This is a genomic window from Pseudomonas sp. DWRC2-2 (assembly GCF_049897885.1).
Classification (GTDB): Bacteria; Pseudomonadota; Gammaproteobacteria; order Pseudomonadales; family Pseudomonadaceae; genus Aquipseudomonas; species Aquipseudomonas azotoformans_A.
This window is the reverse complement of record NZ_JAFCXD010000002.1, coordinates 572,587-596,680: the sequence shown is the minus strand read 5'-3', so window position 1 is coordinate 596,680 and position 24,094 is coordinate 572,587. Positions and strand designations below refer to the sequence as shown.

General features: G+C 60.9%; 25 protein-coding genes. 8 read left to right on the top strand and 17 right to left on the bottom strand.

The genetic code is table 11. The features are described from left to right. Positions 1 to 163: 163 nt before the first annotated feature. The 3 genes from plsB to ACP7EW_RS11290 are packed head-to-tail and all read left to right on the top strand — an operon-like array spanning position 164 to position 3,866. Positions 164 to 2,683, top strand: coding sequence for a glycerol-3-phosphate 1-O-acyltransferase PlsB (plsB, locus tag ACP7EW_RS11300; RefSeq protein WP_426217070.1), 2,520 nt, complete (start codon positions 164 to 166; stop codon positions 2,681 to 2,683). A gap of 51 nt (positions 2,684 to 2,734) precedes the next feature. After that, positions 2,735 to 3,136, top strand: a complete 402-nt coding sequence (locus tag ACP7EW_RS11295) for a YbaY family lipoprotein (protein ID WP_033902807.1) — start codon at positions 2,735 to 2,737, stop codon at positions 3,134 to 3,136. Positions 3,137 to 3,176: 40 nt separating this feature from the next. Then, positions 3,177 to 3,866, top strand: coding sequence for a DUF4197 domain-containing protein (locus ACP7EW_RS11290; RefSeq protein WP_426217068.1), 690 nt, complete (start codon positions 3,177 to 3,179; stop codon positions 3,864 to 3,866). Positions 3,867 to 3,931: 65 nt separating this feature from the next. Here ACP7EW_RS11290 and ACP7EW_RS11285 read toward each other — a convergent pair whose 3' ends face one another. The 3 genes from ACP7EW_RS11285 to ACP7EW_RS11275 all read right to left on the bottom strand — a co-directional run bounded on the left by ACP7EW_RS11285 (position 3,932) and on the right by ACP7EW_RS11275 (position 8,469). Next, the gene (locus ACP7EW_RS11285) at positions 3,932 to 4,141 is read right to left on the bottom strand and encodes a hypothetical protein (protein WP_133074444.1); all 210 of its coding nucleotides are present in this window, start codon (positions 4,139 to 4,141) and stop codon (positions 3,932 to 3,934) included. Positions 4,142 to 4,296: 155 nt separating this feature from the next. Continuing rightward, positions 4,297 to 7,362 carry an efflux RND transporter permease subunit gene (locus ACP7EW_RS11280; RefSeq protein WP_426217065.1) on the bottom strand — a complete coding sequence of 1,022 codons (3,066 nt, stop codon included), beginning with the start codon at positions 7,360 to 7,362 and terminating at the stop codon, positions 4,297 to 4,299. 6 nt (positions 7,363 to 7,368) lie between these two features. Then, a complete protein-coding gene (locus tag ACP7EW_RS11275; RefSeq protein WP_426217063.1) occupies positions 7,369 to 8,469 on the bottom strand; it encodes an efflux RND transporter periplasmic adaptor subunit in 1,101 nt (366 codons plus the stop codon). 93 nt (positions 8,470 to 8,562) lie between these two features. Between ACP7EW_RS11275 and ACP7EW_RS11270 the strand changes: the two genes are divergently transcribed. After that, positions 8,563 to 9,216 (top strand): TetR/AcrR family transcriptional regulator C-terminal domain-containing protein, encoded by a 654-nt coding sequence (locus ACP7EW_RS11270; RefSeq protein ID WP_133074447.1) that lies wholly within the window; start codon positions 8,563 to 8,565, stop codon positions 9,214 to 9,216. Between the two features lie 79 nt (positions 9,217 to 9,295). On the opposite strand, the gene ACP7EW_RS11265 is transcribed toward ACP7EW_RS11270, so the two are convergent. Continuing rightward, a complete protein-coding gene (locus ACP7EW_RS11265; protein ID WP_426217060.1) occupies positions 9,296 to 10,078 on the bottom strand; it encodes a class I SAM-dependent methyltransferase in 783 nt (260 codons plus the stop codon). 96 nt (positions 10,079 to 10,174) lie between these two features. Here ACP7EW_RS11265 and ACP7EW_RS11260 point away from each other — a divergent pair, with 96 nt between their 5' ends. Beyond that, a complete protein-coding gene (locus ACP7EW_RS11260; protein WP_177111028.1) occupies positions 10,175 to 10,795 on the top strand; it encodes an energy transducer TonB in 621 nt (206 codons plus the stop codon). 3 nt (positions 10,796 to 10,798) lie between these two features. Here ACP7EW_RS11260 and ACP7EW_RS11255 read toward each other — a convergent pair whose 3' ends face one another. From ACP7EW_RS11255 to ppc, 7 genes are all read right to left on the bottom strand, one after another. Then, entirely contained in the window at positions 10,799 to 11,497 is a 699-nt protein-coding gene (locus ACP7EW_RS11255; protein ID WP_426217058.1) for an extensin family protein, read from the bottom strand. 3 nt (positions 11,498 to 11,500) lie between these two features. Continuing rightward, a complete protein-coding gene (locus ACP7EW_RS11250; RefSeq protein WP_426217056.1) occupies positions 11,501 to 12,328 on the bottom strand; it encodes an isocitrate lyase/PEP mutase family protein in 828 nt (275 codons plus the stop codon). 27 nt (positions 12,329 to 12,355) lie between these two features. Further along, the gene (locus ACP7EW_RS11245) at positions 12,356 to 13,216 is read right to left on the bottom strand and encodes a DUF72 domain-containing protein (protein ID WP_426217054.1); all 861 of its coding nucleotides are present in this window, start codon (positions 13,214 to 13,216) and stop codon (positions 12,356 to 12,358) included. Beyond that, a complete protein-coding gene (locus ACP7EW_RS11240) occupies positions 13,216 to 13,506 on the bottom strand; it encodes a hypothetical protein (protein WP_016979856.1) in 291 nt (96 codons plus the stop codon). Before ACP7EW_RS11240 ends, ACP7EW_RS11245 begins: the two co-directional genes overlap by 1 nt. 160 nt (positions 13,507 to 13,666) lie before the next feature. Further along, positions 13,667 to 14,353, bottom strand: coding sequence for a tRNA (adenosine(37)-N6)-threonylcarbamoyltransferase complex dimerization subunit type 1 TsaB (gene tsaB / locus ACP7EW_RS11235; protein WP_426217052.1), 687 nt, complete (start codon positions 14,351 to 14,353; stop codon positions 13,667 to 13,669). A 90-nt stretch (positions 14,354 to 14,443) separates the two neighbouring features. Then, complete coding sequence (adk, locus tag ACP7EW_RS11230) at positions 14,444 to 15,091, bottom strand: adenylate kinase (RefSeq protein WP_010212617.1); 648 nt, start codon at positions 15,089 to 15,091, stop codon at positions 14,444 to 14,446. 279 nt (positions 15,092 to 15,370) lie between these two features. After that, positions 15,371 to 17,998, bottom strand: a complete 2,628-nt coding sequence (ppc, locus tag ACP7EW_RS11225; RefSeq protein WP_016979853.1) for a phosphoenolpyruvate carboxylase — start codon at positions 17,996 to 17,998, stop codon at positions 15,371 to 15,373. A 185-nt stretch (positions 17,999 to 18,183) separates the two neighbouring features. On the opposite strand from ppc, the gene ACP7EW_RS11220 reads away from it, so the two are divergent. The 3 genes from ACP7EW_RS11220 to ACP7EW_RS11210 all read left to right on the top strand — a co-directional run bounded on the left by ACP7EW_RS11220 (position 18,184) and on the right by ACP7EW_RS11210 (position 20,067). Further along, a complete protein-coding gene (locus tag ACP7EW_RS11220; RefSeq protein WP_033902821.1) occupies positions 18,184 to 18,528 on the top strand; it encodes a hypothetical protein in 345 nt (114 codons plus the stop codon). A 272-nt stretch (positions 18,529 to 18,800) separates the two neighbouring features. Then, positions 18,801 to 19,226 (top strand): DUF4398 domain-containing protein, encoded by a 426-nt coding sequence (locus ACP7EW_RS11215; protein ID WP_033902822.1) that lies wholly within the window; start codon positions 18,801 to 18,803, stop codon positions 19,224 to 19,226. 55 nt (positions 19,227 to 19,281) lie between these two features. Further along, the gene (locus tag ACP7EW_RS11210; protein WP_033902823.1) at positions 19,282 to 20,067 is read left to right on the top strand and encodes an OmpA family protein; all 786 of its coding nucleotides are present in this window, start codon (positions 19,282 to 19,284) and stop codon (positions 20,065 to 20,067) included. Positions 20,068 to 20,096: 29 nt separating this feature from the next. Here ACP7EW_RS11210 and ACP7EW_RS11205 read toward each other — a convergent pair whose 3' ends face one another. The 6 genes from ACP7EW_RS11205 to ACP7EW_RS11180 form a co-directional block, all read right to left on the bottom strand. Then, on the bottom strand, positions 20,097 to 20,291 hold the full coding sequence (locus ACP7EW_RS11205; RefSeq protein WP_033902824.1) for a hypothetical protein: 195 nt from the start codon (positions 20,289 to 20,291) through the stop codon (positions 20,097 to 20,099). A 186-nt stretch (positions 20,292 to 20,477) separates the two neighbouring features. Then, positions 20,478 to 20,819: a hypothetical protein gene (locus ACP7EW_RS11200; RefSeq protein WP_082461958.1), complete on the bottom strand. Its 342-nt coding sequence runs from the start codon at positions 20,817 to 20,819 to the stop codon at positions 20,478 to 20,480. Positions 20,820 to 20,987: 168 nt separating this feature from the next. After that, positions 20,988 to 21,314, bottom strand: coding sequence for a hypothetical protein (locus ACP7EW_RS11195; protein WP_017738324.1), 327 nt, complete (start codon positions 21,312 to 21,314; stop codon positions 20,988 to 20,990). Further along, positions 21,311 to 22,210: an alpha/beta hydrolase gene (locus ACP7EW_RS11190; RefSeq protein ID WP_426217049.1), complete on the bottom strand. Its 900-nt coding sequence runs from the start codon at positions 22,208 to 22,210 to the stop codon at positions 21,311 to 21,313. The genes ACP7EW_RS11195 and ACP7EW_RS11190 overlap by 4 nt, the downstream gene beginning before the upstream one ends. Positions 22,211 to 22,237: 27 nt before the next feature. After that, positions 22,238 to 23,515: a flavohemoglobin expression-modulating QEGLA motif protein gene (locus tag ACP7EW_RS11185; RefSeq protein ID WP_426217047.1), complete on the bottom strand. Its 1,278-nt coding sequence runs from the start codon at positions 23,513 to 23,515 to the stop codon at positions 22,238 to 22,240. Positions 23,516 to 23,536: 21 nt separating this feature from the next. Next, positions 23,537 to 24,085 carry a hypothetical protein gene (locus tag ACP7EW_RS11180; RefSeq protein WP_426217044.1) on the bottom strand — a complete coding sequence of 183 codons (549 nt, stop codon included), beginning with the start codon at positions 24,083 to 24,085 and terminating at the stop codon, positions 23,537 to 23,539. Positions 24,086 to 24,094 lie beyond the last annotated feature (9 nt).

Sequence of the window (24,094 nt, the reverse complement as noted above, 5' to 3'; positions counted from 1 at the left end):
ATTTTTATTGTTGAGTCGCTCGCATTGAACTGCCGAGTATAAGACAGGCTCAAAAACGATCAACTCAAGTTTACATCGCTGCTTTTTTGCCGATTTTCGGCGAATACGGCACACTACCCGCCCGAGCGCCTGCTCGGTTTTTTCCACTTGAAGCAGCACGCCTATGACCCGTTCCCCGTTCCGCCGTCTAGTGTTCGGCACCTTGCGCCGACTGTTGTACCTCTGGGTTCGCTCGGAGACGATCAACCAGTCGTCCCTGACCCTTAACCTGGACCGCAGCCGGCCGGTGTTCTACGTCCTGCAATCGCCCTCTCTCACCGAATTGGCCGTGGTCGACGCCGAGTGCACCAAGGCCGGTCTGCCACGCCCGGTGCTGCCGGTATCGGTCGGCCCGTTGATGGAACCGGCGGCGTTCTTCTACCTCACACCGGAACCGGACTGGCTCGGTCGCCAGGACAAGCGCGGGGCGCCACCCACTCTGACCCGCTTGGTCAACACCCTCACCGAACACGCGGAAGAGAATGCACAAATCATTCCCGTGAGCGTGTTCTGGGGCCAATCCCCCGAGAGCGAGTCCAGCCCGTGGAAGCTGTTGTTTGCCGACAGCTGGGCCGTCACCGGGCGTCTACGCCGCCTGTTGAGCATCTTGATCCTCGGTCGCAAGACCCGGGTGCAATTCTCTGCGCCTATCAACCTGCGTGAATTGATCGAGCACAATAAAGGCCACGAACGCACCGTGCGCATGGCCCAACGCATCCTGCGCGTGCACTTTCGTAACCTGAAGACGGCGGTCATCGGTCCGGATTTGTCACACCGGCGCAACCTGGTGAAGGGCCTGGTCAACATGCCGCTGGTGCGCCAGGCTATTGCCGATGAGGCCGAGCGGGAGAAGATCAGCCCGGAAAAAGCCAAGGCCCAGGCCCTGCGCTACGGCAACGAGATAGCCTCGGACTACACCTACACAGCGATCCGCTTCCTCGAAGTGGTGTTGAGCTGGTTCTGGAACAAGATCTACGACGGCATCAAGGTCAATAACATCGAAGGTGTGCAAAAGGTTGCCCAGGGTTACGAGGTGATCTACGTGCCTTGCCACCGCAGCCACATCGACTACCTGTTGCTGTCCTACCTGCTGTTCAAGAACGGCCTGACCCCGCCGCACATCGCCGCCGGGATCAACCTGAACATGCCGGTGATCGGCAGCCTGCTGCGCCGTGGCGGTGCGTTTTTCATGCGCCGCACCTTCAAGGGCAACCCGCTGTACACCTCAGTGTTCAACGAATACCTGCACACCCTGTTTACCAAGGGTTTCCCGGTGGAGTACTTCGTCGAGGGCGGTCGCTCACGCACCGGGCGCATGTTGCAGCCGAAGACCGGGATGTTGGCGATCACCCTGCGCAGCTTCTTGCGCTCCTCGCGCATGCCGATCGTGTTTGTGCCGGTGTACATCGGTTATGAACGCGTACTCGAAGGCCGCACCTACCTGGGCGAGCTGCGCGGCGCGAGCAAGAAGAAAGAGTCGATTTTCGATATTTTCAAAGTGGTCGGCGCACTCAAGCAGCGCTTTGGCCAGGTCGCGGTCAACTTCGGCGAGCCGATCAAGCTGGCCGAATTCCTCGACCACGAACAACCGGACTGGCGTTCCCAGGAACTGGGCCCGAACTATAAACCCGCCTGGCTCAACGAAACCACCAACCGCCTTGGCGAACAGGTGGCGCGCCACTTAAATGAAGCAGCGGCAGTGAACCCGGTGAACCTGGTGGCTCTGGCGCTGCTGTCCACCACCCGCCTGGCCTTGGATGAACAGGCCATGGCGCGCCAGCTGGACCTGTACCTGGCGCTGCTGCGCCGCGTACCCTACTCGCCCCATACCACTCTGCCGGAAGGCGATGGCCTGGCGCTGATCAAGCACGTCAAGGACATGGACCTGCTGTCGGAACAGAGCGACGCACTGGGTAAGATCCTGTACCTGGACGAGCAGAATGCCGTCTTGATGACTTATTACCGCAACAACGTGCTGCACATCTTTGCCCTGCCGGCGCTGCTGGCGAGCTTCTTCCAGAGCAGCTCACGGATGAGCCGCGACCAGATCCTGCGCTACACCCACGCGCTGTACCCGTACCTGCAATCGGAGCTGTTCATTCGTTGGTCGCTGGAAGAACTGGACACGGTGATCGACCAATGGCTGGAGGCCTTCGTCGAACAAGGCCTGCTGCGTTTCGAAAACAATGTGTACCAGCGCCCGGCGCCAAGCTCGCGGCACTTTGTGCTGTTGACCTTGCTGTCCAAGAGCATTGCCCAGACCCTGCAACGTTTCTACATGGCGATTTCGCTGCTGCTCAACAGTGGCCAGAACAGCATCAGCGCCGAAGAGCTGGAAGACCTGTGCACGATCATGGCCCAGCGCCTGTCGATCCTGCACGGCCTCAACGCCCCGGAATTCTTCGACAAGAGCCTTTTCCGACATTTCATCCAGACCTTGCTGGAGCAAGATGTGTTGCGCCGCGACGAGGCCGGCAAGCTGAGTTATCACGACCTGCTCGGCGAACTGGCCGAAGGCGCGGCCAAGCGCGTGTTGCCGGCGGAGATTCGCCTGTCGATCCGCCAGGTGGCGTTGCATCGCGTGGATGGCGCCGCTGAAGCATCCGTCGAACCCGACGCCACTGCACCTGAAGAAACCCGCTAGATTTAAAGAGGCGCCGGAGGGATTCCGGCGCCGTTGAAAAGGAGCAACACCATGAAAAAAATCATCCTCCTGGGCCTGACTGCCCTGCTCGGAGCCTGCCAATCCATGAGCCCTGCCCCTAAAGCCAGCCTTGATGGCGAAGTGTTCTACCTGCAACGCATCGCCCTGCCACCGACCGCGACCTTGAGCGTCAGCCTGCAAGACGTGTCGCTGATGGACGCCCCGGCCGTGACCCTGGCCGAGCAGAAAGGCCCGGTCAAAGGCCAGGTGCCGCTGCCGTTTCACCTGAGCTACGACCCGGCGCAAGTCAAACCCGGCCACACTTATTCGGTCAGTGCTCGCATCGAAGTGGAGGGCAAGCTACTGTTTATCACCACCGAACGGCACGCTGTGCAGCTCAACGGCCAGGACGTGCAACCGCTGCGCCTGCGGGTTGATGCTGTCGCCCACTGACAGTCTCTAGAACTTAAGCCAGATCAAAAAGGAAGCGCCCATGCTCCGTAACTCCCTTCGTCTTACCGCCCTGTGTGCCAGCCTGCTGTTCGGCGCCAACGCCATGGCCCTGGACTTGAGCAGCCTGTCCCAGGGCGACGCCAGCGGCGGCCTCAAGGACGCCCTGACCCAAGGCGCGCAGATCGCAGTGAAGCAACTGGGCGTACCCGGTGGTTTCAGCAACAACCCGGAAGTGAAGATAGGCCTGCCTGGCAAGCTGGGCAAAGTTGCTGACAAACTGAAAATGTTCGGCATGGGCGACCAGGTGACCCAGCTGGAAACCAGCATGAACAAGGCCGCCGAAACCGCCGTGACCCAGGCCCAGCCGATCCTGGTCAACGCCGTGAAAAACATGAGCGTGACGGACGCCAAGGGCATTCTCAGTGGCGGTCAGGACTCAGCTACCCAGTACCTCAACAAAAGCAGCCGCGAACAGATCCGCGCCAAGTTCCTGCCGATCGTCAAGGCCGCAACCGACAAGGTCGGCGTCGCCCAGCAATACAACGCCCTGGCCGGCAAAGCCGCGGCCTTTGGTGCAGTGGATGCCAAGAGCGCCAACGTCGAAAACTACGTGACCGAACAGGCGCTGGACGGGTTGTTCAAGATGATTGCCAAGCAGGAAGAAACCATTCGCGAGAACCCTGCGGCCGCCGCGACCAGCCTGGCGAAGAAAGTCTTCGGCGCGCTGTAAACCGAAAATAAACCCAGGCAGGTGTGGGGGGCTCACCTGCCTGGCTTCAAGCGGATCTTCTACGATCAGAAGAACTTTCCTAGGCCAAAACCACCAAACGCGATCATGCCCAGAGGCATGACACCGAAGCCGATGGCCAGGCTCTTGCCAGGCTTGCAAGAGTCCTTGCAAGGATCCCTGCAAGGGTCAGGCTTGGCCGGTTCAGGCTTGCTGGGTCCGCAGGGGTTGCTGTTGCACGCGGACCGGGAAGAGCTGACATTGATATCAATTTTCATGAGCACTCCTTGAATCATCAGATTTAAGCTCCCACCGGCAGGGGTGAAGCCCTACCGGCGAAAGACCTGGCAATCAGGTAATCAATGAGTGGCCCCTCGTCTTGGAAGCGTTCCCGCCTCCGTAGCTTCTTTGTGAAATCCCCTACGACAACTCTTTACACGGCCGGTGGCTTGACCCGGAACCAGGCTGCGTACAAGGCCGGTAAAAACAATAACGTCAGCGCCGTCGCCACAATCAATCCGCCCATGATCGCCACGGCCATGGGCCCAAAGAACACGCTGCGTGACAGCGGAATCATGGCCAGCACCGCCGCCAGGGCTGTCAGCACAATCGGGCGGAAACGTCGGACGGTCGCCTCGATGATTGCCTGCCAGGGCGCCAGGCCCGCCTTGATGTCCTGTTCGATCTGATCCACCAGGATCACCGAGTTACGCATGATCATCCCGGACAGCGCGATAGTCCCCAGCATGGCCACAAAGCCGAACGGCTGGCGGAATACCAGCAGGAACAGCGTCACACCGATCAGCCCCAGCGGCGCTGTCAGGAACACCATGGCGGTGCGTGAGAAACTGCGCAGTTGCAGCATCAACAAGGTCAGCACCACCACGATAAACAGCGGCACGCCGGCCTTGACCGAGTTCTGGCCACGGGCCGAGTCCTCGACTGTGCCGCCAACGTCCAGCAGGTAGCCATCCGGCAGTTCGGCACGTACGCCTTCAAGGGTCGGCAGAATCTGCTGGACCAGCGTCGCCGGCTGTTCCTTGCCATAGATGTCAGCGCGCACGGTCACCGTGGGTAGGCGGTTGCGGTGCCAGATGATGCCTTCCTCGAAACCGTATTCGAGGGTGGCAATCTGCGACAGCGCGACGCTTTTGCCATTGTCGGTCGGCACCGCCAGGCTGGGCAGCAACGACAGCTCGGTGCGTTCATGCACGGTGCCGCGCAGGAGGATCTCGATCAATTCGTTGTCCTCGCGGTATTGGCTGACGCTGGAGCCGGTCAACGAACTCTGCAGGAATTTCGACAGGTTGGCCGTGCTCACACCAAGGGCGCGCGCGCGATCCTGATCGATATTGAGGTAGACGATCTTGCTCGGTTCTTCCCAGTCCAGGTGCACGTTGACCACGTGGGAATTTTCGCGAACCTTCGCCGCAACTTTCCGAGCCAGGGCGCGGACTTCTTCAATATGTTCGCCGGTCACACGGAACTGCACTGGGTAGCCCACGGGCGGGCCGTTCTCCAGGCGCGTGACCCGTGAGCGCAGGTCGGGGAATTGTTCGTTGAGGGTTTCGATCAGCCAGGTGCGCAGGCTTTCACGCTCCTCGATGGTTTTGGCCAGCACAACAAACTGGGCAAAGCTGGCGGCTGGCAGTTGTTGATCCAGCGGCAAGTAGAAACGCGGCGAACCGGTGCCGACGTAAGCCACGTAATTGTCGATGCCCGCGTGTTCCTTGAGCAAGGCTTCCAGGCGCTTGACCTGGTCGGCGGTGTTGCTCAGGGAAGCCCCTTCGGCCAGCTTCAGATCGACCATCAGCTCCAGACGGCCAGAAGCCGGGAAGAACTGCTGCGGCACAAAACGGAACAGCGCCACCGAGCCGATAAACAGCAACAGGGTCAGGACAATCACGGTTTTACGCCGACGCACGCACCACTCCACCAAGCGTCTTACGCGCTGATAGAAAGGTGTGCCGTAGGGATCCGGACCATCGGTGCCGTGCTTGGCGGCATGAATTTTCGCCAGGTCCGGCAGGAGTTTTTCCCCCAGACACGGCACAAACACCACCGCAGCCACCCAGGAGGCGAGCAACGCAATGGTCACCACCTGAAAGATCGAACGGGTGTATTCGCCGGTACTCGATTGCGCGGTGGCAATCGGCAGGAAGCCCGCTGCGGTGATCAGCGTACCGGTGAGCATCGGGAACGCGGTGCTGGTCCAGGCAAAGCTGGCGGCCTTGAGCCGGTCGTAGCCCTGTTCCATCTTGATCGCCATCATTTCCACGGCAATGATCGCGTCGTCCACCAGCAAACCCAACGCCAGCACTAACGCGCCGAGGGAAATCTTGTGCAGGCCGATACCGAGGTAATACATGGTGGCAAACGTCATCGCCAACACCAGCGGAATCGCCAGGGCCACCACCATGCCGGTACGCACGCCGAGGGAGAAAAAACTCACCAGCAACACGATGGCCAGCGCTTCGGCCAATACCTGCACGAATTCGCCGACGCTGGTTTTCACCGCCGCCGGTTGGTCCGACACCTTGCGCAGCTCCATGCCGGCCGGAAGGTTCTTCTGCAGGCGTGCGAATTCGCCTTCCAAGGCTTTGCCCAATACCAGGATATCGCCGCCGTCGCGCATGGCCACGGCCAGGCCGATCGCGTCTTCGCCCATGTAGCGCATGCGCGGTGCCGGTGGGTCATTGAAGCCACGGTGGATGTCGGCCACGTCGCCGATGCGGAAGGTTCGATCGCCTACGCGAATCGGGAAGTTGCGGATCTCTTCCACGGTCTTGAAGTTGCCCGAAACCCGCAGTTGCACACGCTCGCTCGGGGTTTCGAAGAACCCGGCGGTGGAGACGGCGTTCTGTTCCTGCAACGCCTGCTGTACCGCCGCCAACGGCAAACCCAGGGTGGCCAGCTTGAGGTTGGACAGCTCGATCCAGATCTTCTCGTCTTGCAGGCCCAGCAGCTCGACCTTGCCCACATCCGCCACGCGCTGCAGCTGAATCTGGATACGGTCGGCGTAGTCCTTGAGCACGGCGTAATCAAAGCCGTCGCCGGTCAGGGCGTAGATATTGCCAAAGGTGGTGCCGAATTCATCGTTGAAGAACGGCCCCTGGATATCCGGCGGCAAGGTCTGGCGGATATCGCTGATCTTCTTGCGCACCTGGTACCACAGCTCGGGAATCTGCGCCGAATGCATGGAGTCACGGGCTATGAAGGTGACCTGGGATTCGCCGGGGCGCGAGAACGAGACGATGCGCTCGTACTCACCGGTCTCCATGAGTTTTTTTTCGATGCGCTCGGTGACTTGCCGCGAGACTTCCTGGGCCGTGGCGCCGGGCCAGTTGGTCTTGATCACCATGGCCTTGAAGGTGAACGGCGGGTCTTCGCTTTGTCCCAGCTTGGAGTAGGACAAGGTGCCGACCACTGCCAGCAGGATCATCAGGAACAGTACGATCTGGCGATTACGCAACGCCCATTCGGAAAGATTGAAACCCATCGGGGACTACTCCTTGGCCGCCAGATTCACCACACGGTTGGAGCGATCCACCGGGCGCACTTGCTGGCCCTCATGGAGCACATGTACACCCGCAGCAATGACCCAATCCGTGGCGCTCAAACCCTCCAGTACCGGCACGGTTTTTTCTCCGAAGGCACCGATGCGGACCGGTGTGCGCTTGAGGGTGTTGTCTGGCTGTACACGCCACACGTAGGACGCACCGTTCTCCGCGCTGAGGGCCGACAGTGGGACCGATAGTGGAATATCGCCGTCGACCTGTATGAACACCCGGGCGCTCTGGCCCAGTTCGGCCGGGACCTTGCCGCCGGTGAACGCCACACGGGCAGCGAACGTACGCGACCTTGGATCGGCAGCCGGCGACAGCTCACGAATGCGGCCGCTGAAGCGCTGGTCGGGCTGGCTCCACAGCTCGACCGATACCGGCTGGCCGATCTTGAAACGACCAAAACCCTGCTCCGGCAGGCTGATCAATACTTCGCGCTCGCCATCGGTAGCCAGGGTGAACACGGTCTGGCCGGCGGACACCACCTGGCCGACTTCCACCGCACGCTTGGCCACCACCCCGTCCTGCGGCGCACGCAGCACCGCATAGCCGGCCTGGTTGCTGGCCACGTCGAACTCGGCTTTGATCTGCTTGAGACGGGCCTCACCGGATCGATAGAGATTTTCGGAATTGTCGTACTGGGAGCGGCTGACCATCTGACGGTCCATCAGGGTCTTGTAGCGGTCACGCTCGGCGCGCACCAGGCTAAGGTTGGCCTCGGCGGCGGCGACTTGGGCACGGGTCGCTTCCAGTTGCAGGCGCACGTCCTGAGGGTCGAGTTCGGCCAGCGGCTGATTGGCCTTGACCCGCTCGCCCTCTTCCACCAAGCGCTTGCTGACTTTGCCACCGATGCGAAAGGCCAGGTCTGGCTCATAACGGGCGCGCACTTCACCGGGGTAGCTGTCCATCGACTGTGCAGAAGGCTGTGGCTGCACCACCATGGCCGGACGGAGGGTGGTCTGGGCCGCTTCTTCATGGCCGCATCCGGCCAACAGGAAGACCAGACTGACAGGCAACGCAAAGGGCAGGAAAGTACTGCGCATGCTGTAGGACCTTTCGCAAATGAAGCTAAGAATAATTATACTGGCGGGTATGTTATTAATACCAAACTCACCAGTCCAGTATTAAAGGTGAAAATGTCCGACAATCCCGTAAACACCAATAGCCCCGGGCGCCCCAAGGACATGGCAAAACGCCAGGCAATCCTCGAAGCAGCGAAAACCCTGTTTTTGAGCAATGGCTACGCCAGTACCAGCATGGATGCCGTGGCCCTTGAGGCCGGCGTGTCGAAACTGACCGTGTACAGCCACTTCAACGACAAAGAGACCTTGTTCACCGCCGCAGTGGTGGCCAAGTGCGAAGAGCAACTGCCGGTGATGTACTTCGAGTTGCCTGCGGGCATGCCCGTGGAGACTGTGTTGCTGAATATCGCGCGGGGGTTCCATCGCCTGATCAACAGCGAGGAATCGGTCAACCTGCATCGCCTGATGATGACCACCGGCAATCAGGACGTGAAACTCTCGCAGATTTTCTTCGAGGCCGGTCCCATGCGCATGTTGCAAGGCATGGAACGCCTGCTCGGCAAGATCGACCAGAGCGGCGCACTGAGCATCGACAAGCCCTTTACAGCCGCCGAACATTTCTTTTGCCTGCTCAAGGGCACGGCGAATTTCTGCTTGCTGTATGGCTGCGGCGGGCAACTGAGTGAAGAAGCCGCCGAAGCCCACGTGCAGGAGGTGGTGGGGTTGTTTATGCGGGCGTATAGGAGGGAGGCAGCGGCAAGCGGTTAGTTGCAAGTTGCAAGTTGCAAGTTGCAAGTTGCAAGCTGCAAGTTGAAAGCGCTTTTGCTTGCCGCTTGCCGCTTGCCGCTTAAACCTTGAGCGCTTTTTTCGGATAGATGTCATACCGGCTGGACTTGCCGTCCAACGCATGGCTCGGCTTGGGCCCTTCGATGCACGGCGCCTTGCGCGGACGCTTGACCACCACGCGATGGCTGGCCAGGGCCAGGGCGGCCGCCAACAGCGCCGGCGCGTCCGGATCATCCCCCACCAGTGGCCGGAACAGGCGCATTTCCTTCTTCACCAAGGCGGTTTTCTCACGGTGTGGAAACATCGGGTCGAGGTAGATCACCTGGGGCGGCTCGCCTTCCCATTCGCGCATCACGTCGATGGAGTTGCCCTTGAGCAATTTCATGCGCGCCACGATCGGCGCTACCTCAAAATCATCCGCGCCTCGCGCCAGACCATCCTCGAGCAAGGCGCCGATCAACGGCTGGCGCTCGATCAGGCTCATCTCGCAGCCCAGGCTGGCCAGCACGAAGGCGTCCTTGCCCAGGCCAGCCGTGGCGTCCAACACCCGTGGACGCACGCCTTGGGCGATGCCCACGGCCTTGGCGATCATCTGCCCGCTGCCACCACCGTACAGGCGCCGATGCGCCGCGCCGCCTTCGACAAAGTCCACCCGCACCGGCCCCGGCGCGTCAGGCCCGAGCTGTTGCAGCTGTAGGCCGTGCTCGCCCACTTGCAGGGAAAAGTCCGCATCCGCCAGGCGCATCGGCAACCCGAGCAGTGTTGCCCACTGCTCGGCACGGCCCTGGAACGCTTCGCCCAAGGCCTCGACCTGGATGCGGCTGGCCGCTGGTTGTTCGCTCATCAATCGCTACGCTCAAAAATATTAAGGATCGGCAAACAGCGGCCGATAAAAACAACAGTCAGGTATTTTGCCAGAGCTGAGCGTCGATCGAGAAAAATGTCAGACATTCTTCCCCTAACCATCGGTGTACTGCCGACCCACAACCACTACGGCCTGCGCAATACCCAAGCGCTGGCCGGGGTGAGTCATGTGTGGCAGGACTTCTTCGCCCGCGCGTTGGCCGAGCAGCTCGGCGATACGCCGGACGCGCTGGCTGTGCAGGCGCAGGCACCGGCGGACCCAGCGGTAGAACCCAGCGCCGGCGCCGACCTGTTGTCGCAGATCCTCACCCAGCGTGAGTGCGACGTGAAAGACACCGAAATCGCCCCGCCGGAACCGCTGTTCCTGCCAATCGCCGAGTTCGAAACCGAGCTGCTGCCACCGGCTGCCACGCCGTTCCCGGAAGAGGAAATTGTCGCCCAGCAGCGCCAGCAGAACTTCGAAAGCGGTTGGGTGCGCCCGATTGTGCTCACCGCTGGCGAGCCGCTGCCGGAGCCAGGCCCGGCACCGGAGCCACGCCCACTGCACCTGCCCATCGCCGAATTCGAACTGGACCTGCTGCCGCCGGCCGCCACGCCGTACCCGACTGAAGAGCTGGTCGCTCAGCAAAAAGCGCTCGACTTCGACTACTACTGGGCGCGCCCACTGGTCACCCAGAACCTGCGACTGGCCGCCTGATACTCAGCGACACACCCACCAACGCCCCATGTCCAGATGGAAATGGTTGCGGTGCGCGGCGTTGTAGTCCGGGCTCAACACCACGTTGAAATCATCGCAGGCACTGTCGCGGACCTGACGCAGGAACCGCGCCTTGTCGCCCTCCCCCGGCCAATCCTTGAGCACGCTGATACTGCGCCCGTCCGCCAGGCGAAAACCGGCGATGTCCAGGGCATTGGCCGACGCATGCTGGCTGAGTCGCCCTTCGGCGCGGTTATACATATTGCGGCAGGCAAAGCTGCCCAGATGATCGACCCGCGTCACCGCCTGGCCAAACACCGCCTGGGCCGCCGGCTGCAGGCTATGGCGCTCGAACAGGGCGAACGCTACCGCCAGCGGGCAACTGGCGAGAAAACTGCTGCTCAGCCCAACCGCGGCTCCCTGAACGCGCAAGGTATTGCGCAGCGGACACGCGGCATCGGCGGGTGTATCGGCTTGATGACTGACGCGCAGGCCCGAGGTTGCCAGCACTTGGTCGCACAACGCAGGGTCATCCTGCAGGCGCCCCAGCTTGTAGCGGGTCAACAGGTTCGGGCTGGCGCGCACATCCAGCGGCGCCCACGGGTTCCAATCGGCCGGCAGCGGCACCCAGCCACGCCAGACGCCAACGGCAAAGCCGCCCGCCAGGATCAGCAGCACGCCCATCACTTTGAAAAAGCGCATCCCTTAGCCCTTGAAGAACTCGTTGGCCTGGCTGAAGGGCATCTTGCGCTCGGTAAAGGTGAACGTGCCCAGTTCGTACACTTCCTGGGCGGCACGATAGAACTCGCCATAGGCCGCCAACGCCAGGGCCGAGCCGACGCTGATCCGCCGCACGCCCATCGCGCTGAGCTGCGCAACACTGAGGTTCAAGCCGCCGGACATCAACACATTCACCGGCTTGGGCGCCACCGCCTTGACCACCGCCAGCACTTCTTCGGCACTGCGCAGGGCCGGCGCGTACAGCACGTCGGCACCGGCTTCGGCGTAGGCTTGCAGGCGGCGGATGGTGTCAGGCAAATCCAGGCGACCCTGCAGGAGGTTTTCCGCACGGGCCGTCAAGGTGAACGGGAATGGCAGGCTGCGCGCGGCGGCCACCGCCGCTTCGACGCGCTCGACGGACAGGTCGAAAGGATAGATCGGGTCGGCGGCAATGCCCGTGGCGTCTTCGATGGAGCCGCCGACAATGCCGGTGGCGGCGGCACGCAGGATGGTCTGGGCGCAGCCTTCGGGGGTGTCGCTGAAGCCGTTCTCCAGGTCAGCCGCTACCGGCAACGCCGTGGCCTGGGCAATCATGCGGGCGTTGATCAAGGTGTCGTCCAGGGACAGCGCACCTTCCGCATCCGGGCGCGCCAGGCTGAACGCGTAGCCCGCACTGGTGGTGGCGAGGGCTTCAAACCCCAGGCTGGCCAGCATTACGGCGGAGCCTGCATCCCACGGGTTGGGCATCACGAACGCGCGGTCACGCTCGTGCAAGGCCTTGAAGGTTTCGGCGCGAAGGGTTTGGGCATCCATGTCTGGCTCCTGGGGGAAAAAGGAGCCCTAGAGTAACCCCAGTTGCTCCACGGCGGGGGTACGATCCAATACAGGCAGCGCTGGCAAGCCGGGCAGCCGCCCCATCAATTGATCATGGAAACGCAGGGCCAACTGGGCGGCCAGGCGATTATCCGAGGTGTGCAGGAACACGTAGGGGGTGCGGCCTTCTTCGATCCACCCAGCGACTTTTTCCACCCACGGCACCAGGAATGGGTCGTTGGCTTCCAGTTCTGGATGACCGATAAAACGCACTTGGGGAAACCGCGTCAGTGCCGCCGGCCGGGTTGGCACCTTGGGCTTTTTCGATTGGGCGTGCAGCACGGCGGCCGATGTAGACGTGCAACTGAACAACGCACGCGGGTCCAGGCAGATGCGCTCAACGCCCCGGTCCCGTAACAAGCGGTTAAGCATGCGCTCGGCGTCGCCTTTGGCGAAGAATTCCGAATGACGCACTTCCACCGCCACGGGCCGCTCAAGGCCATCAATGAAGCCTGCCAACTCCCCCAGACGCTGCGGTGTGAACGTCGCGGGCAACTGCAACCACAGCGGCGAGACCCGTTCACCCAGAGGGCTCATCAAACCCACAAAGCTTTCGGCAGCCGGTAGCTGCTCAATCAGGTTGCCGCTGTGGCTGATATCACCGGGAAACTTGGCCGTGAAACGGAAATCGTCGGGCATGATTTCAGCCCAGCGTTGCACCGTGGCGGCCGAGGGTCGTGCATAGAACGTGGTGTTGCCTTCAACGGCGTTGAAGACCTGGGAGTAGAGCGCGAGGTAGTCGCTGGAACGGGCATCGGCGGGGTACAGGTACTCGCGCCAGGCGTTTTCACTCCAGGACGGGCAACCGAGGTAGTAAGGCAGGCGCATCAGATGTGGATGTCGAGGCCCAGCACTTCCATATCCCATTCGACAAAACCGGCGGTGGTCAGGTAGCTGGCCAGGGCGGTGGCGACGCTTTTGCTCATGGAGCGCGGGAAGACCATGTCTTGCTGACGGGCGGGAAGACCGCTGATACGGGCTTGAGCGTTGGCTTGGGCGTCGGACTGGACCTCGATGAAGTCCGGCGAATCCTCGACAGACTCGTCTACCGTGACGTTTGCCTTACGCGGCTTGCGCTTGATTGGGTAGGACTGTGAGGAAAAGCCATCAATACGCATGGGCGCGAACTCGCTATCAGTAATGGCATTTTGGCAGCATCATCCGTGGTGCGCAAATGCTCTGGTGATAACTAGAACACATAATTTGAAAAAGGTTTAAAACGGGGGGCAAATTCTGACGATTGGTGAATTTAGCCCCAAATTGCCATCATTTTTGACGTCAAATAATTCCGCGTTCGGCCTTCGTCTGAGCGACCTTATCGCGCAGGTAAACAGGGGCCGCCTCGTCTGCAGGAATCGCCTCTCCCCGATCAAATGCAAAACGCGCAAGTGCCAGCAAATCTTCAGCATGCGGCAACATCGCAGCGTCCTGGCCAATCAACGGCACCGCGATGCGCTCGCCGTAACCCCAACCGGTGCCAGCACCGAACCAGTCACCACTGGCATCACCCGGCAATACGGACGACTCAGGCGGCTGCACGGCTTCTACACCCACCAGGCGCATCTCGCCTGCCGTTTCGCGGTAGCAACCCCAATACACCTCATCCATGCGTGCATCGATAGCCGCCGCAACCTGATGAACGCCATGTTCACGCAAGGCACGCTGGGCCAGTACGGCCAGGTTGGACACCGGCAATACCGGGCGTTCCAGCGCAAACGCCAGACCCTGCACCACACCGATGGCAATACGCACACCGGTAAACGCACCCGGACCACGGCCGAAGGCGATGGCATCCACCGCGGCCAGCGTAGTGCCGGCGTCTTCCAACAGTTGCTTGATCATTGGCAACAGCTTCTGCGCGTGCAGACGCGGGATCACCTCGTAGTGGCTCGTGACCTTGCCATCGTGCAGCAGGGCAACGGAGCAAGCTTCAGTCGCGGTGTCCAGGGCCAGCAGGGTGCTCATCGGTGTGGGTGTCCAAGTCGAAAAAAAGTGCGCCAGTATAAACAACAACGGCCCGCAAGCGGGCCGTTATCCGTGAAGCCGGTGGAGCGATCAGCTCAGTGCTTGCAGCACTTTGGCCGTGATCGCTTCAACCGAGCCGACGCCAGGAATGTGGCTGTACTTCGGCTTGCCCTGGGCAGCGGACAGCTTCTGGTAGAAGTCCACCAGCGGTTTGGTCTGCGAATGATAGACCGACAGGCGATGACGCACGGTTTCTTCGGTATCGTCTTTACGCTGTACCAGGTCTTCGCCGGTCACATCGTCCTTGCCTTCCACTTTTGGTGGGTTGTAGACGGTGTGGTACACGCGGCCCGAGGCTTCGTGAACGCGACGACCGGCAATGCGCTGGACGATCTCTTCATCTTCCACCGCGATTTCAACCACGGCATCCAGCTCAACGCCGGCCTTTACCAGGGCTTCAGCCTGGGGAATGGTGCGAGGGAAGCCGTCGAACAGGAAACCGTTCTTGCAGTCTTCCTGGCTGATGCGTTCCTTGACCAGGTTGATGATCAAGTCATCGGACACCAGGCCACCGCTGTCCATCACGCTCTTGGCGATCAGGCCCAGCTCGGTGCCGGCCTTGACCGCCGCACGCAGCATGTCGCCAGTGGAGATTTGTGGAATGCCGAATTTTTCAGTGATGAACTTTGCCTGAGTACCTTTACCGGCCCCGGGAGCTCCCAGCAGAATGACGCGCATTGATGTGCTCCTCAATTTTTTATAGAGATGATGCTCGGATTCGCCGCGTGGGGCCAATCGCCTAAAAATAGAATTCGGGCCGCCCAAACGGCCAAAGGCTGATCAAGATACACAGCAGGCCTTAACCACACAAGCCGCCAAAAGTCGCAGGAACCCGCGCAGGGCATGCGTCATAGGTAGGGTGTGCCTGAGTGCAACCCGGCCCCATAAATGCCGACTGCCCTTTTCAGGGCAGCCGCTGCGGTTTATCTGCAAGCCATTGAGAACACGCAAAAAACCTTAACCGGTGTTACGCAAACCCGCAGCAATACCCGCCACGGAGACCAGCAGCGCCTGTTCCAGAGGGCTGTCCTGCGCCGCTTCCTGCTGGCGTGAACGCGCCAGCAACTCGGCCTGCAGCAAGTGCAGGGGGTCGAGGTAGGTGTTGCGCAGGCGGATGAACTCCAGGGTGTCCGGGCTATGGGCCAGTAGTTGCGACTGGCCGGTCAGGCCAAGCACCACGCTGCACGCCTGCGACAATAGGTCGCGCAGATGCGCACCCAATGGCAGCAGGTCCGGCTGCACCAGCCGCTCGTCATACAGGCGGGCGATATCGGCATCCGCCTTGGCCAACACCATTTCCAGCATGTCGATGCGGGTACGGAAGAATGGCCACTGTTCACGCATCTGCCCCAGCAACTCGCCTTCGCCGCGCTCCAGGGCCTTGCTCAGCGCTGCCTCCCAGCCAAGCCAGGCGGGCAGCATCAGGCGGGTCTGTGTCCAGCCGAAGATCCACGGGATCGCGCGCAGGCTTTCAATCCCGCCCGCACGACGCTTGGCCGGGCGACTGCCCAAGGGCAAGCGACCCAGCTCCTGTTCCGGCGTGGATTGGCGGAAATACTCGACGAACTGCGGATTTTCCCTCACCACGGCGCGGTAAGCGCTGACACCGTCTGCCGCCAATTCATCCATCAAATGGCGCCAGGCCGGCTCCGGCGGCGGCGGTGGCAGCAGCGTCGCCTCCAACACAGCAGCCAGATAAAGGTTGAGGTTCTGCTCAGCGATATCCGGCAGGCCGAACTTGAAGCGGATCATCTCGCCTTGTTCGGTGGTGCGAAACCGCCCCGCCACCGAACCCGGTGGCTGCGACAGGATTGCCGCGTGAGCCGGGCCGCCGCCACGGCCGACGGTGCCGCCGCGACCATGGAACAACAGCAACTCCACCTGTTGCTCGCGGCAGATATCCACCAGACGCTCCTGCGCCCGGTACTGCGCCCACGCGGCGGCGGTGGTGCCGGCGTCCTTGGCCGAGTCCGAGTAGCCGATCATCACTTCCTGCGGGCCCTGCAAACGCGCACGATAGCCGGGCAACAGCAACAGTTGCTCGATCACCGGGCCGGCGTTATCCAGGTCGGCGAGGGTTTCGAACAGCGGCACTACGCGCATCGGCCGCTGCACGCCCGACTCTTTAAGCAGCAGTTGCACCGCCAAAACGTCCGACGCAGCACCGGCCATGGAAATGACATACGAACCCAAGGATGCAGCCGGTGCGGCGGCGACTTCCTTACAGGTGTTGAGCACCTCGGCAGTGTCCGCTGACGGTTTGAAATAGCCCGGCAGCAGCGGTCGACGGTTGGCCAGCTCCTTCATCAGGAAGCTGATGCGCATCTCTTCGTTCCAGTCCTCGTAACGACCCAGGCCAAGGTAGTCGGTGATTTCGGTCATGGCGGCCGAATGACGGCTGGAATCCTGACGCACATCCAAGCGCACCAGGAACAGACCGAACGTCACCGCACGGCGCAGGCAGTCGAGCAACGGGCCATCGGCGATCACGCCCATGCCGCATTCGTGCAGCGACTGGTAGCACAGCTCCAGCGGCTCCAGCAGGTCGCGGTTGTTCTGCAATACCTCGGCCGGCGCCGGGGTGCTACTGCTCAACGCGGTATGTGCCCACTGCCGTGTAGCGCGCAGGCGTTCGCGCAGTTGCTTGAGCAAGGCGCGATAAGGCTCGACGCTATCACCGACCTTGGCCTGCAACGCCGGACTGGCTTGCTGCATCGACAGCTCGGAGGCCAAATGATCGATATCGCGCAAGTACAGATCGGCGGCCATCCAGCGCGCCAGCAGCAGCACTTCGCGGGTGACCGGCGCCGTGACATTCGGGTTGCCGTCACGGTCGCCGCCCATCCACGACGCAAAGCGGATCGGCGCCGCTTCCAGGGGCAAACGCAAGCCGGTGGCGGCGTGCAGCGCTTGGTCAGCCTTGCGCAGATAGTTGGGGATCGCGTGCCACAGCGAGTGCTCGATCACTGCAAAGCCCCACTTGGCTTCGTCCACGGGCGTGGGTCGGGTGCGGCGGATTTCTTCGGTGTGCCAGGCTTCGGCGATCAAACGTTGCAGGCGCTGGCGGATCTGCTCGCGCTCAGCCGTGGTGAGGTCGCGGTGATCCTGGGCCGCCAGTTGCGCGGCGATGGCATCGTATTTCTGGATCAGGGTGCGGCGCGCCACTTCGGTGGGGTGGGCGGTGAGGACCAGTTCGATCTCCAGGCGCCCCAACTGACGGGCCAGGGATTCGTTGCTATGGCCTTCGCTTTGCAGGCGCGCCAGCAATTCGGGTAAGACGCGGGACTCGAACGGTGCCGGCTGCGACTCATCACGCCGGTGGATCAATTGGTACTGCTCGGCAATGTTGGCCAGGTTGAGGAACTGGTTGAAGGCACGGGCCACCGGCAACAGTTCGTTTTCCTGCAACTGGTTGAGGCTGGTGCTCAGTTCATCGCCGGCACCGCGCCGGTCAGCCTTGGCGCCTTTGCGGATCTGCTCGATCTTGTCGAGGAAATCATCGCCATACTGCTCTCGAATGGTGTTGCCCAACAGTTCACCCAGCAGGTGAACATCCTCACGCAAGCGTGCATCGATATCACTCATCAGCCAATCTCCAGCCAGAAATCCGGGACGCGCAGGTTTGCCAGAGTGCCGCCAGCCTCGATTTATGACAAGACTTTAAACCTTGTGAGTTGCAGCTAGTCTCAAGGATAAGTCGTCGCGTTTATCCGCGCAGGCGACTGGACACTCATCACCGCCTGCTAAAAGCGGGCTTCATTGAGGTTGCCATGAAAATTCGAGAACTGGCCCAGCATTGGGAAGAGAACGCCAAGGGTCGCTTGACCAAGACCGAGTACGCCATCCACCTGGATATGGAGTCCGCCGCGCGGCTGGCGGCCATTACCGAGATGTACCCCAAGCGCCACCCCGAAGAATTGCTCGGTGAGTTGATCGGCGCAGCGCTTGAAGAGCTGGAAGCCAGCTTCCCCTACATCAAGGGCCAGCACGTCATTGCCACCGATGAAGAAGGCGACCCCCTTTACGAGGACGTCGGCCCTACCCCACGCTTTCTGACGCTGTCGCGCCGTTATCTGCATGATCTGTCAGCGAGCAGCGACGAACAGAAACACTGACTCAACCCCACCAACCCCCTGTATTCCGGGCTCCTAAAGGGCCCGGCGTACCCCTGCGCAACGCAGAAGTTCCAACTTTTTACGCTGACCAACCAGTCAGATATTTTTTTAGGCAAATCGCCATCTTCTCTGAACTTTTGAAAAAAGCCTCCGGTCACAGCCAGTAAGCCATCACTTGGAACGGTCGTTTTAAAGGGCAATTTGCGCATCAGTGCCAAGCCCGCCGCCGCAGACCAGTGACATGGATTTTGATGTTTTTCAGGAGTTATCCAATGGAGTTGAAGACGATGAAGACCAGCACTGCCAAATCCTCGTTTAACCACCTGCGCGGGCTCAAATTGGCCGCGCTGGCAATCGGCACCAGCTTCGTTCTTGCGGGCTGCGCCGGCAATCCTCCGACCGAGCAGTACGCCGTCACCCAGTCCGCGGTAAACAGCGCTGTCAGCGCTGGAGGTACTGAGTACGCGGCTGTGGAAATGAAGTCGGCCCAGGACAAGCTCAAGCAAGCCGAGATTGCCATGCACGACAAGAACTACGACGAAGCCCGCCGCCTGGCTGAACAAGCCGAGTGGGACGCCCGCGTCGCAGAGCGCAAGGCCCAGGCCGCCAAGGCTGAACAGGCTGTGAAGGATTCCCAAAAGGCTGTTGATGAGTTGCGTAAGGAAGGCATGCGTCCAGCTGCTATCCAGCAGAAGTAAGACGCTTCCTGTGACCCAATCGCACCCGATAAAGAATTGAAAGGACGACACGACTATGCGTAAACAATTGATGATCCCTGCCCTGCTGGCGATGAGCGTTGCACTGGCGGCCTGCTCCACCCCGCCAAACGCGAACCTGGAAAACGCGCGGACCAACTTCTCCTCCCTGCAGACCAACCCGCAAGCCACCAAGCTCGCGGCCCTGGAAACCAAGGACGCCAGCGAATGGCTGGACAAGGCTGACAAGGCCTACCGCGACAAGGAAGACCAGAAGAAAGTCGACCAACTGGCCTACCTGACCAACCAGCGCGTTGAAGTGGCCAAAGACACCATCGTGCTGCGTGAATCCGAAGCCAAGCTGAAAAACGCCGGCGACGAACGTGCCCGTGCGTTGCTGGATGCCCGCGATGCGCAGATCAAGCAACTTCAGGACAGCCTGAACGCCAAGCAGACCGATCGCGGCACGCTGGTAACCTTCGGTGACGTGCTGTTCGCCACCAACAAATCTGACCTGAAATCCAGCGGCCTGGTGAACATCACCAAGCTGGCTCAGTTCCTGCGCGATAACCCGGACCGTAAAGTGATCGTCGAAGGCTACACCGACAGCACCGGTTCCGATTCGTACAACCAAAGCCTGTCCGAGCGTCGTGCCGCTTCGGTACAACGTGCACTGGCTCAACAAGGCGTGGATATCTCGCGCATCGTGACCCAGGGTTACGGCAAGGAATACCCGGTTGCCGACAACGGCAGCGTCTCGGGCCGTGCCATGAACCGCCGCGTTGAAGTGACCATCTCCAACGACAACCAGCCCGTCAAGCCACGGTCTTCCGTTGCCAACTGATTGATTGGCGTTGGATAAGAAAACCCACCTCACGGTGGGTTTTTTTTCGGCTCGTCAAACTGGATAGTGCGATTCGTGTCCTCGGCTGGCATTTCAATCTTCGCGCTCGCTTGCTCGTCCCTGCCTTGATCGCGCTTGTACCTGCGAGCGGCTTCCTGTTCCAGCGCCACATGCTGCCTTGCCATGGCCAACATGTTTTCCAATACAGGAATATGTATTTTCATCCTCGACCCAATCTATGTAGGTAGCCACTTTTTATGTGGCATTTAAGTCGAACCGGTTCCAGACATTTCCATTTCATCTGCATGACGTGCGACACCCTGTAGTACGCCACTCACGTCGTTACAGGCTGAATAGCGGATTGCGCACGCAAAAACCGCCCCGAAAGGGCGGTTTTCGAGAGGTGGCGTTTAACCGCCGACCTTGCCTGTGCCCTGGGTCTCCGGCATTTGGATCTGGCCCTGACCCTGGCCGCCACCTTGGCCATCCTGCGCGCCTTGATCGCCTTGCGCACCCTGCCCACCTTGAGCTTTTTGGGCGAGCAGTTTCTCCAACAGTTTCATCAGTTCGTCGAGGCCTCCTCCGCCCTCGCTGCCCTGGCCGCCTTTAGCACCTTGTGATTGCATCTCTTTGATTTTGCTTTGAACGTCCTTGATCTGCTGATCCAGCCCCTGGTTCTGTTGAGGGCCACCGGCGACCTGCCCACCACCGCCCATGCTGCCTACACCCGGCATTGCGTTTATACCCGCCATATTTGCTCACTCCAGCGTCATGAAAAAATGGACCGATTGGTAAATCCAATCAGTCCATGATCTGTGGTGAGCACGGCAGGCGGGTTCCGGCGTGCCGAGCGGCTTATCAGTGTTAAATCATTAGTCGGCACGCAAAACGGAGCTTTCCCACACCGGCAAAAACCGCATTCACTGCTGCAATTGCGGGGTTTCCTGCCCCATGCATCGCACAGCCTGCTTCTTGTTGTTCACCAACACGCCGCTGAGGCCTTTCTGCTCGGTGTCGAACATCACCAACACACCATCCACGCACTGCGCCACTTGCGCGGCCGGGGTCAGGGAGATCTTGTAGTCCTCGCCCGGCACCGTCTTGAGCATGGTGAAATCGCTGAGCAGCAGGGCATCTTCCGGCTTGGCAAAGTGCAGGTAACCGTAGAACCACAGGCAACCGACGGTGCCGATGATGGTGCCGATGCCGGTAAGGATCAGCGGGATCATGTTGCGTTCTTCGCTCATTGCGGGCTCTCTGATGAATCAACTTTAGGAAAGTTCGGAATCTCGCCCAGGCGGCGCAAGCCGTTGAAGTGCTGCGGGTCGTCCAGGTAGCGCAGCATCACCGTTTGCCAGGTCTTGTCGGCAAAGGTCTGCACATGTCCGCCCCGGGTCAACTGCAGCACCCGGGGTGGTGGCGCGGCCTGGTAGAGGCGGATGCCATTGGCCACGGGCACGATCGGGTCGTCCAGGCTGTGGAACAACAGCTTCGGCACGCCCGTCAGTTGGGGCATGGCATATATTGCGCTGTCTGCGTCCGGCACCAGCCAGGACAGGGGCACCTGGAACGGCCATGTTAACCAGGAGGTGCTCAGGGCGAATTGTCCTACGTCACGATAACTGGCGGGGACGCCGTCCAACACCAGGGCCTTGAGCTGGGATTGGCGCTCCGGATGAGCAGCCAGGTAACGCACCGCCAATGCCCCGCCCAGGCTTTGGCCTAGAACGATCAGCGGCTGGCCCTGGGTTTCCGGCGCCTGGTCTATCCAACTGAACGCCGCGTCCACATCCTGATAGATCGCCGGCAGCGAGGGTTTGCCTTCCGACAAGCCATAGCCGCGATAGTCCAGCAACAGCACTTGGTAGCCTTGCTCGGGCAGCCACCAACTGCCGCCCAGGTGCCAGGCCAGGTTGCCGCCGTTGCCATGCAAATGCAGCACCGTGCCCTTGAGCGGCACACCGGGCTTGGCCGGCAACCACCAGGCATGGAGTTTCACGCCGTCGGCGGTGGTCAAGCTAACGTCGCGGTAGTGCAGGTGGGCTTTTTCCGGCGTGAACGGCAGGCCGGGCTCGGGGTAGAACAGCAGCGAGCTGCAGCCGTTCAATGTGAGTAGCAGGCACAGAATGCCGAGGATTCTCATCCGTTGAAGCCTCGCGAATACCACGGTTTAAAGGATATTGGAGTAATCCGCCTCGATCCGATCCAGGCTCAAATGGTTGAGGAAGTTGGAGAAGCACATCCAAGCCGCCAGTGCGTTCATATCGCGGAACTGCTCCGGCAGGTACTTGGGCGGCACGACCAGGCCTTCATCCACCAGTTGGCGCAGGGTGCGCATGTCTTCCAGGGTGGTCTTGCCGCAGAACAGAAGCGGCACTTGTTCCAGCTTGCCTTTGCGTACGGCGAGCTGGATGTAGTTGTAGACCATGATGAAGCCCTTGAGGTAGGACAGGTCCTTGGTAAACGGCAGACCGTTTGGCACCGAGCCCCGGAATACGCGACTGGCGTTGCCGTAGCTTTCGGCCATCTCAAAGCCTTGTTCGCGGAAGAACTCGAACACCTGCAGGAAGTCGGCGCCCTCCTCCACCATATGGATGGCGCGGGTGCGGTTGGTCAGCTTGCGCAGTCGACTTGGGTAGGAAGCGAAGGTGATGATTTCCATCAGGATCGCCAGGCCTTCCTGGGTCACGGTGGATGACGGCGGGCCTTTGGACAGGAAGGTGCAGATCGGCTGGTTCTGGCCGTTGAGGGTGGTGCCGACATGCACCAGGCCTTCGTGCACTTCCAGGGCGCGCACGTCGCGGTCGTTGAACATCGCGTCGGCGCGGATCTTGATATAGTCGGCTCCCGCCGCCGCGTCAGCGACGATACCGTCGGACTCGAATACGCGGATGGTCTCTTCGGCCTCGCCAAACACTTTGTTCAAGCGAGTTTGCAGCAGGGCGACGGCGTCCTTGGCAGTGAGGGTCTTGGCCTCGTCCTTCAAGTCGCCACGACCGTCGATGTTGTTCAGGTAGTCCGAAAGCATCAAGCCCAGGTCAGCCAGGGTCGGGTCGCCGGCGTGGAACGCATCGGAAGCCGCGCCGTAAAGCTCTTGGGAAATCAGGCCGAAATCCTCGGTACCGCGTGCTTCAAGCATGCGCACCACCATGCGGTATTCCTTGCACATGCGGCGCATGATCTGCCCGACCGGGCTGAACTGCCCGAGGCGACGGGTGATATCGCGCTCGATGTTCTGGAACTCCAGCTTCACCGCGCTGGAGTCGAACGACAGCGGCCGGTTGAGGTAGTAGTCGCGGCTCACCGCCGGCATTTCCTTGCCCTTGGCTTTGAGGAACCCCTGGCGAATGGTGTCGTCCCACTTCACGGCATCGAGGACGCGAATCGGTGTTTGCGCCAGCACAATGCGATCAGACAAGGTGCGTATCGTCTGCTGGTAATCGTCCACCCGGAGCTTCCTCTTTAAACGTTATTTGCCCGCGCGCTGGTAGCGCACGGCTTCCACGAATACATCGGCGTTAGCCGGATCATCCAGGTAGGCAAACACCTGGTCCAAGGGGCTGTCCACCAATACGCCAGCCCCTTCGACGGTCTCCACGGTACTGCCGTGCAACGCCTTTTGGCCGATGGCTTGATGGATCTGCTCCAGATCGAGGTTGTAGACCACCAATTCATGCTTTTCGTTGATTTCGAAGCCCGCCAGGATGAAGTTCCCGCCGAGCTTGGCCGGCAGCGGCGCCGACAAATACCAGCGGCTGCCATGGCGCGAAACGCTGAACAGGTACTCATCACGCTGGCCCGGCTTGGCTGTAGGGTAGCTCACGGCTTTGTAACGGTGTTTACCCACGGCTGTGATGTGCAAGTTGAGCGGCTCGCCCCAGGCATTTTTGCTCGACCACTGACCTAGCAGGGCCTGCGGCGCGGCGTCATGGGCCGGTAGCGGGTCCTTGAAGGTCACCAGGCAACCGCTCAGCAGCAGGAACGACAAGGCGATTACCACCACACGCCAGGTTTTCATTGGACATCC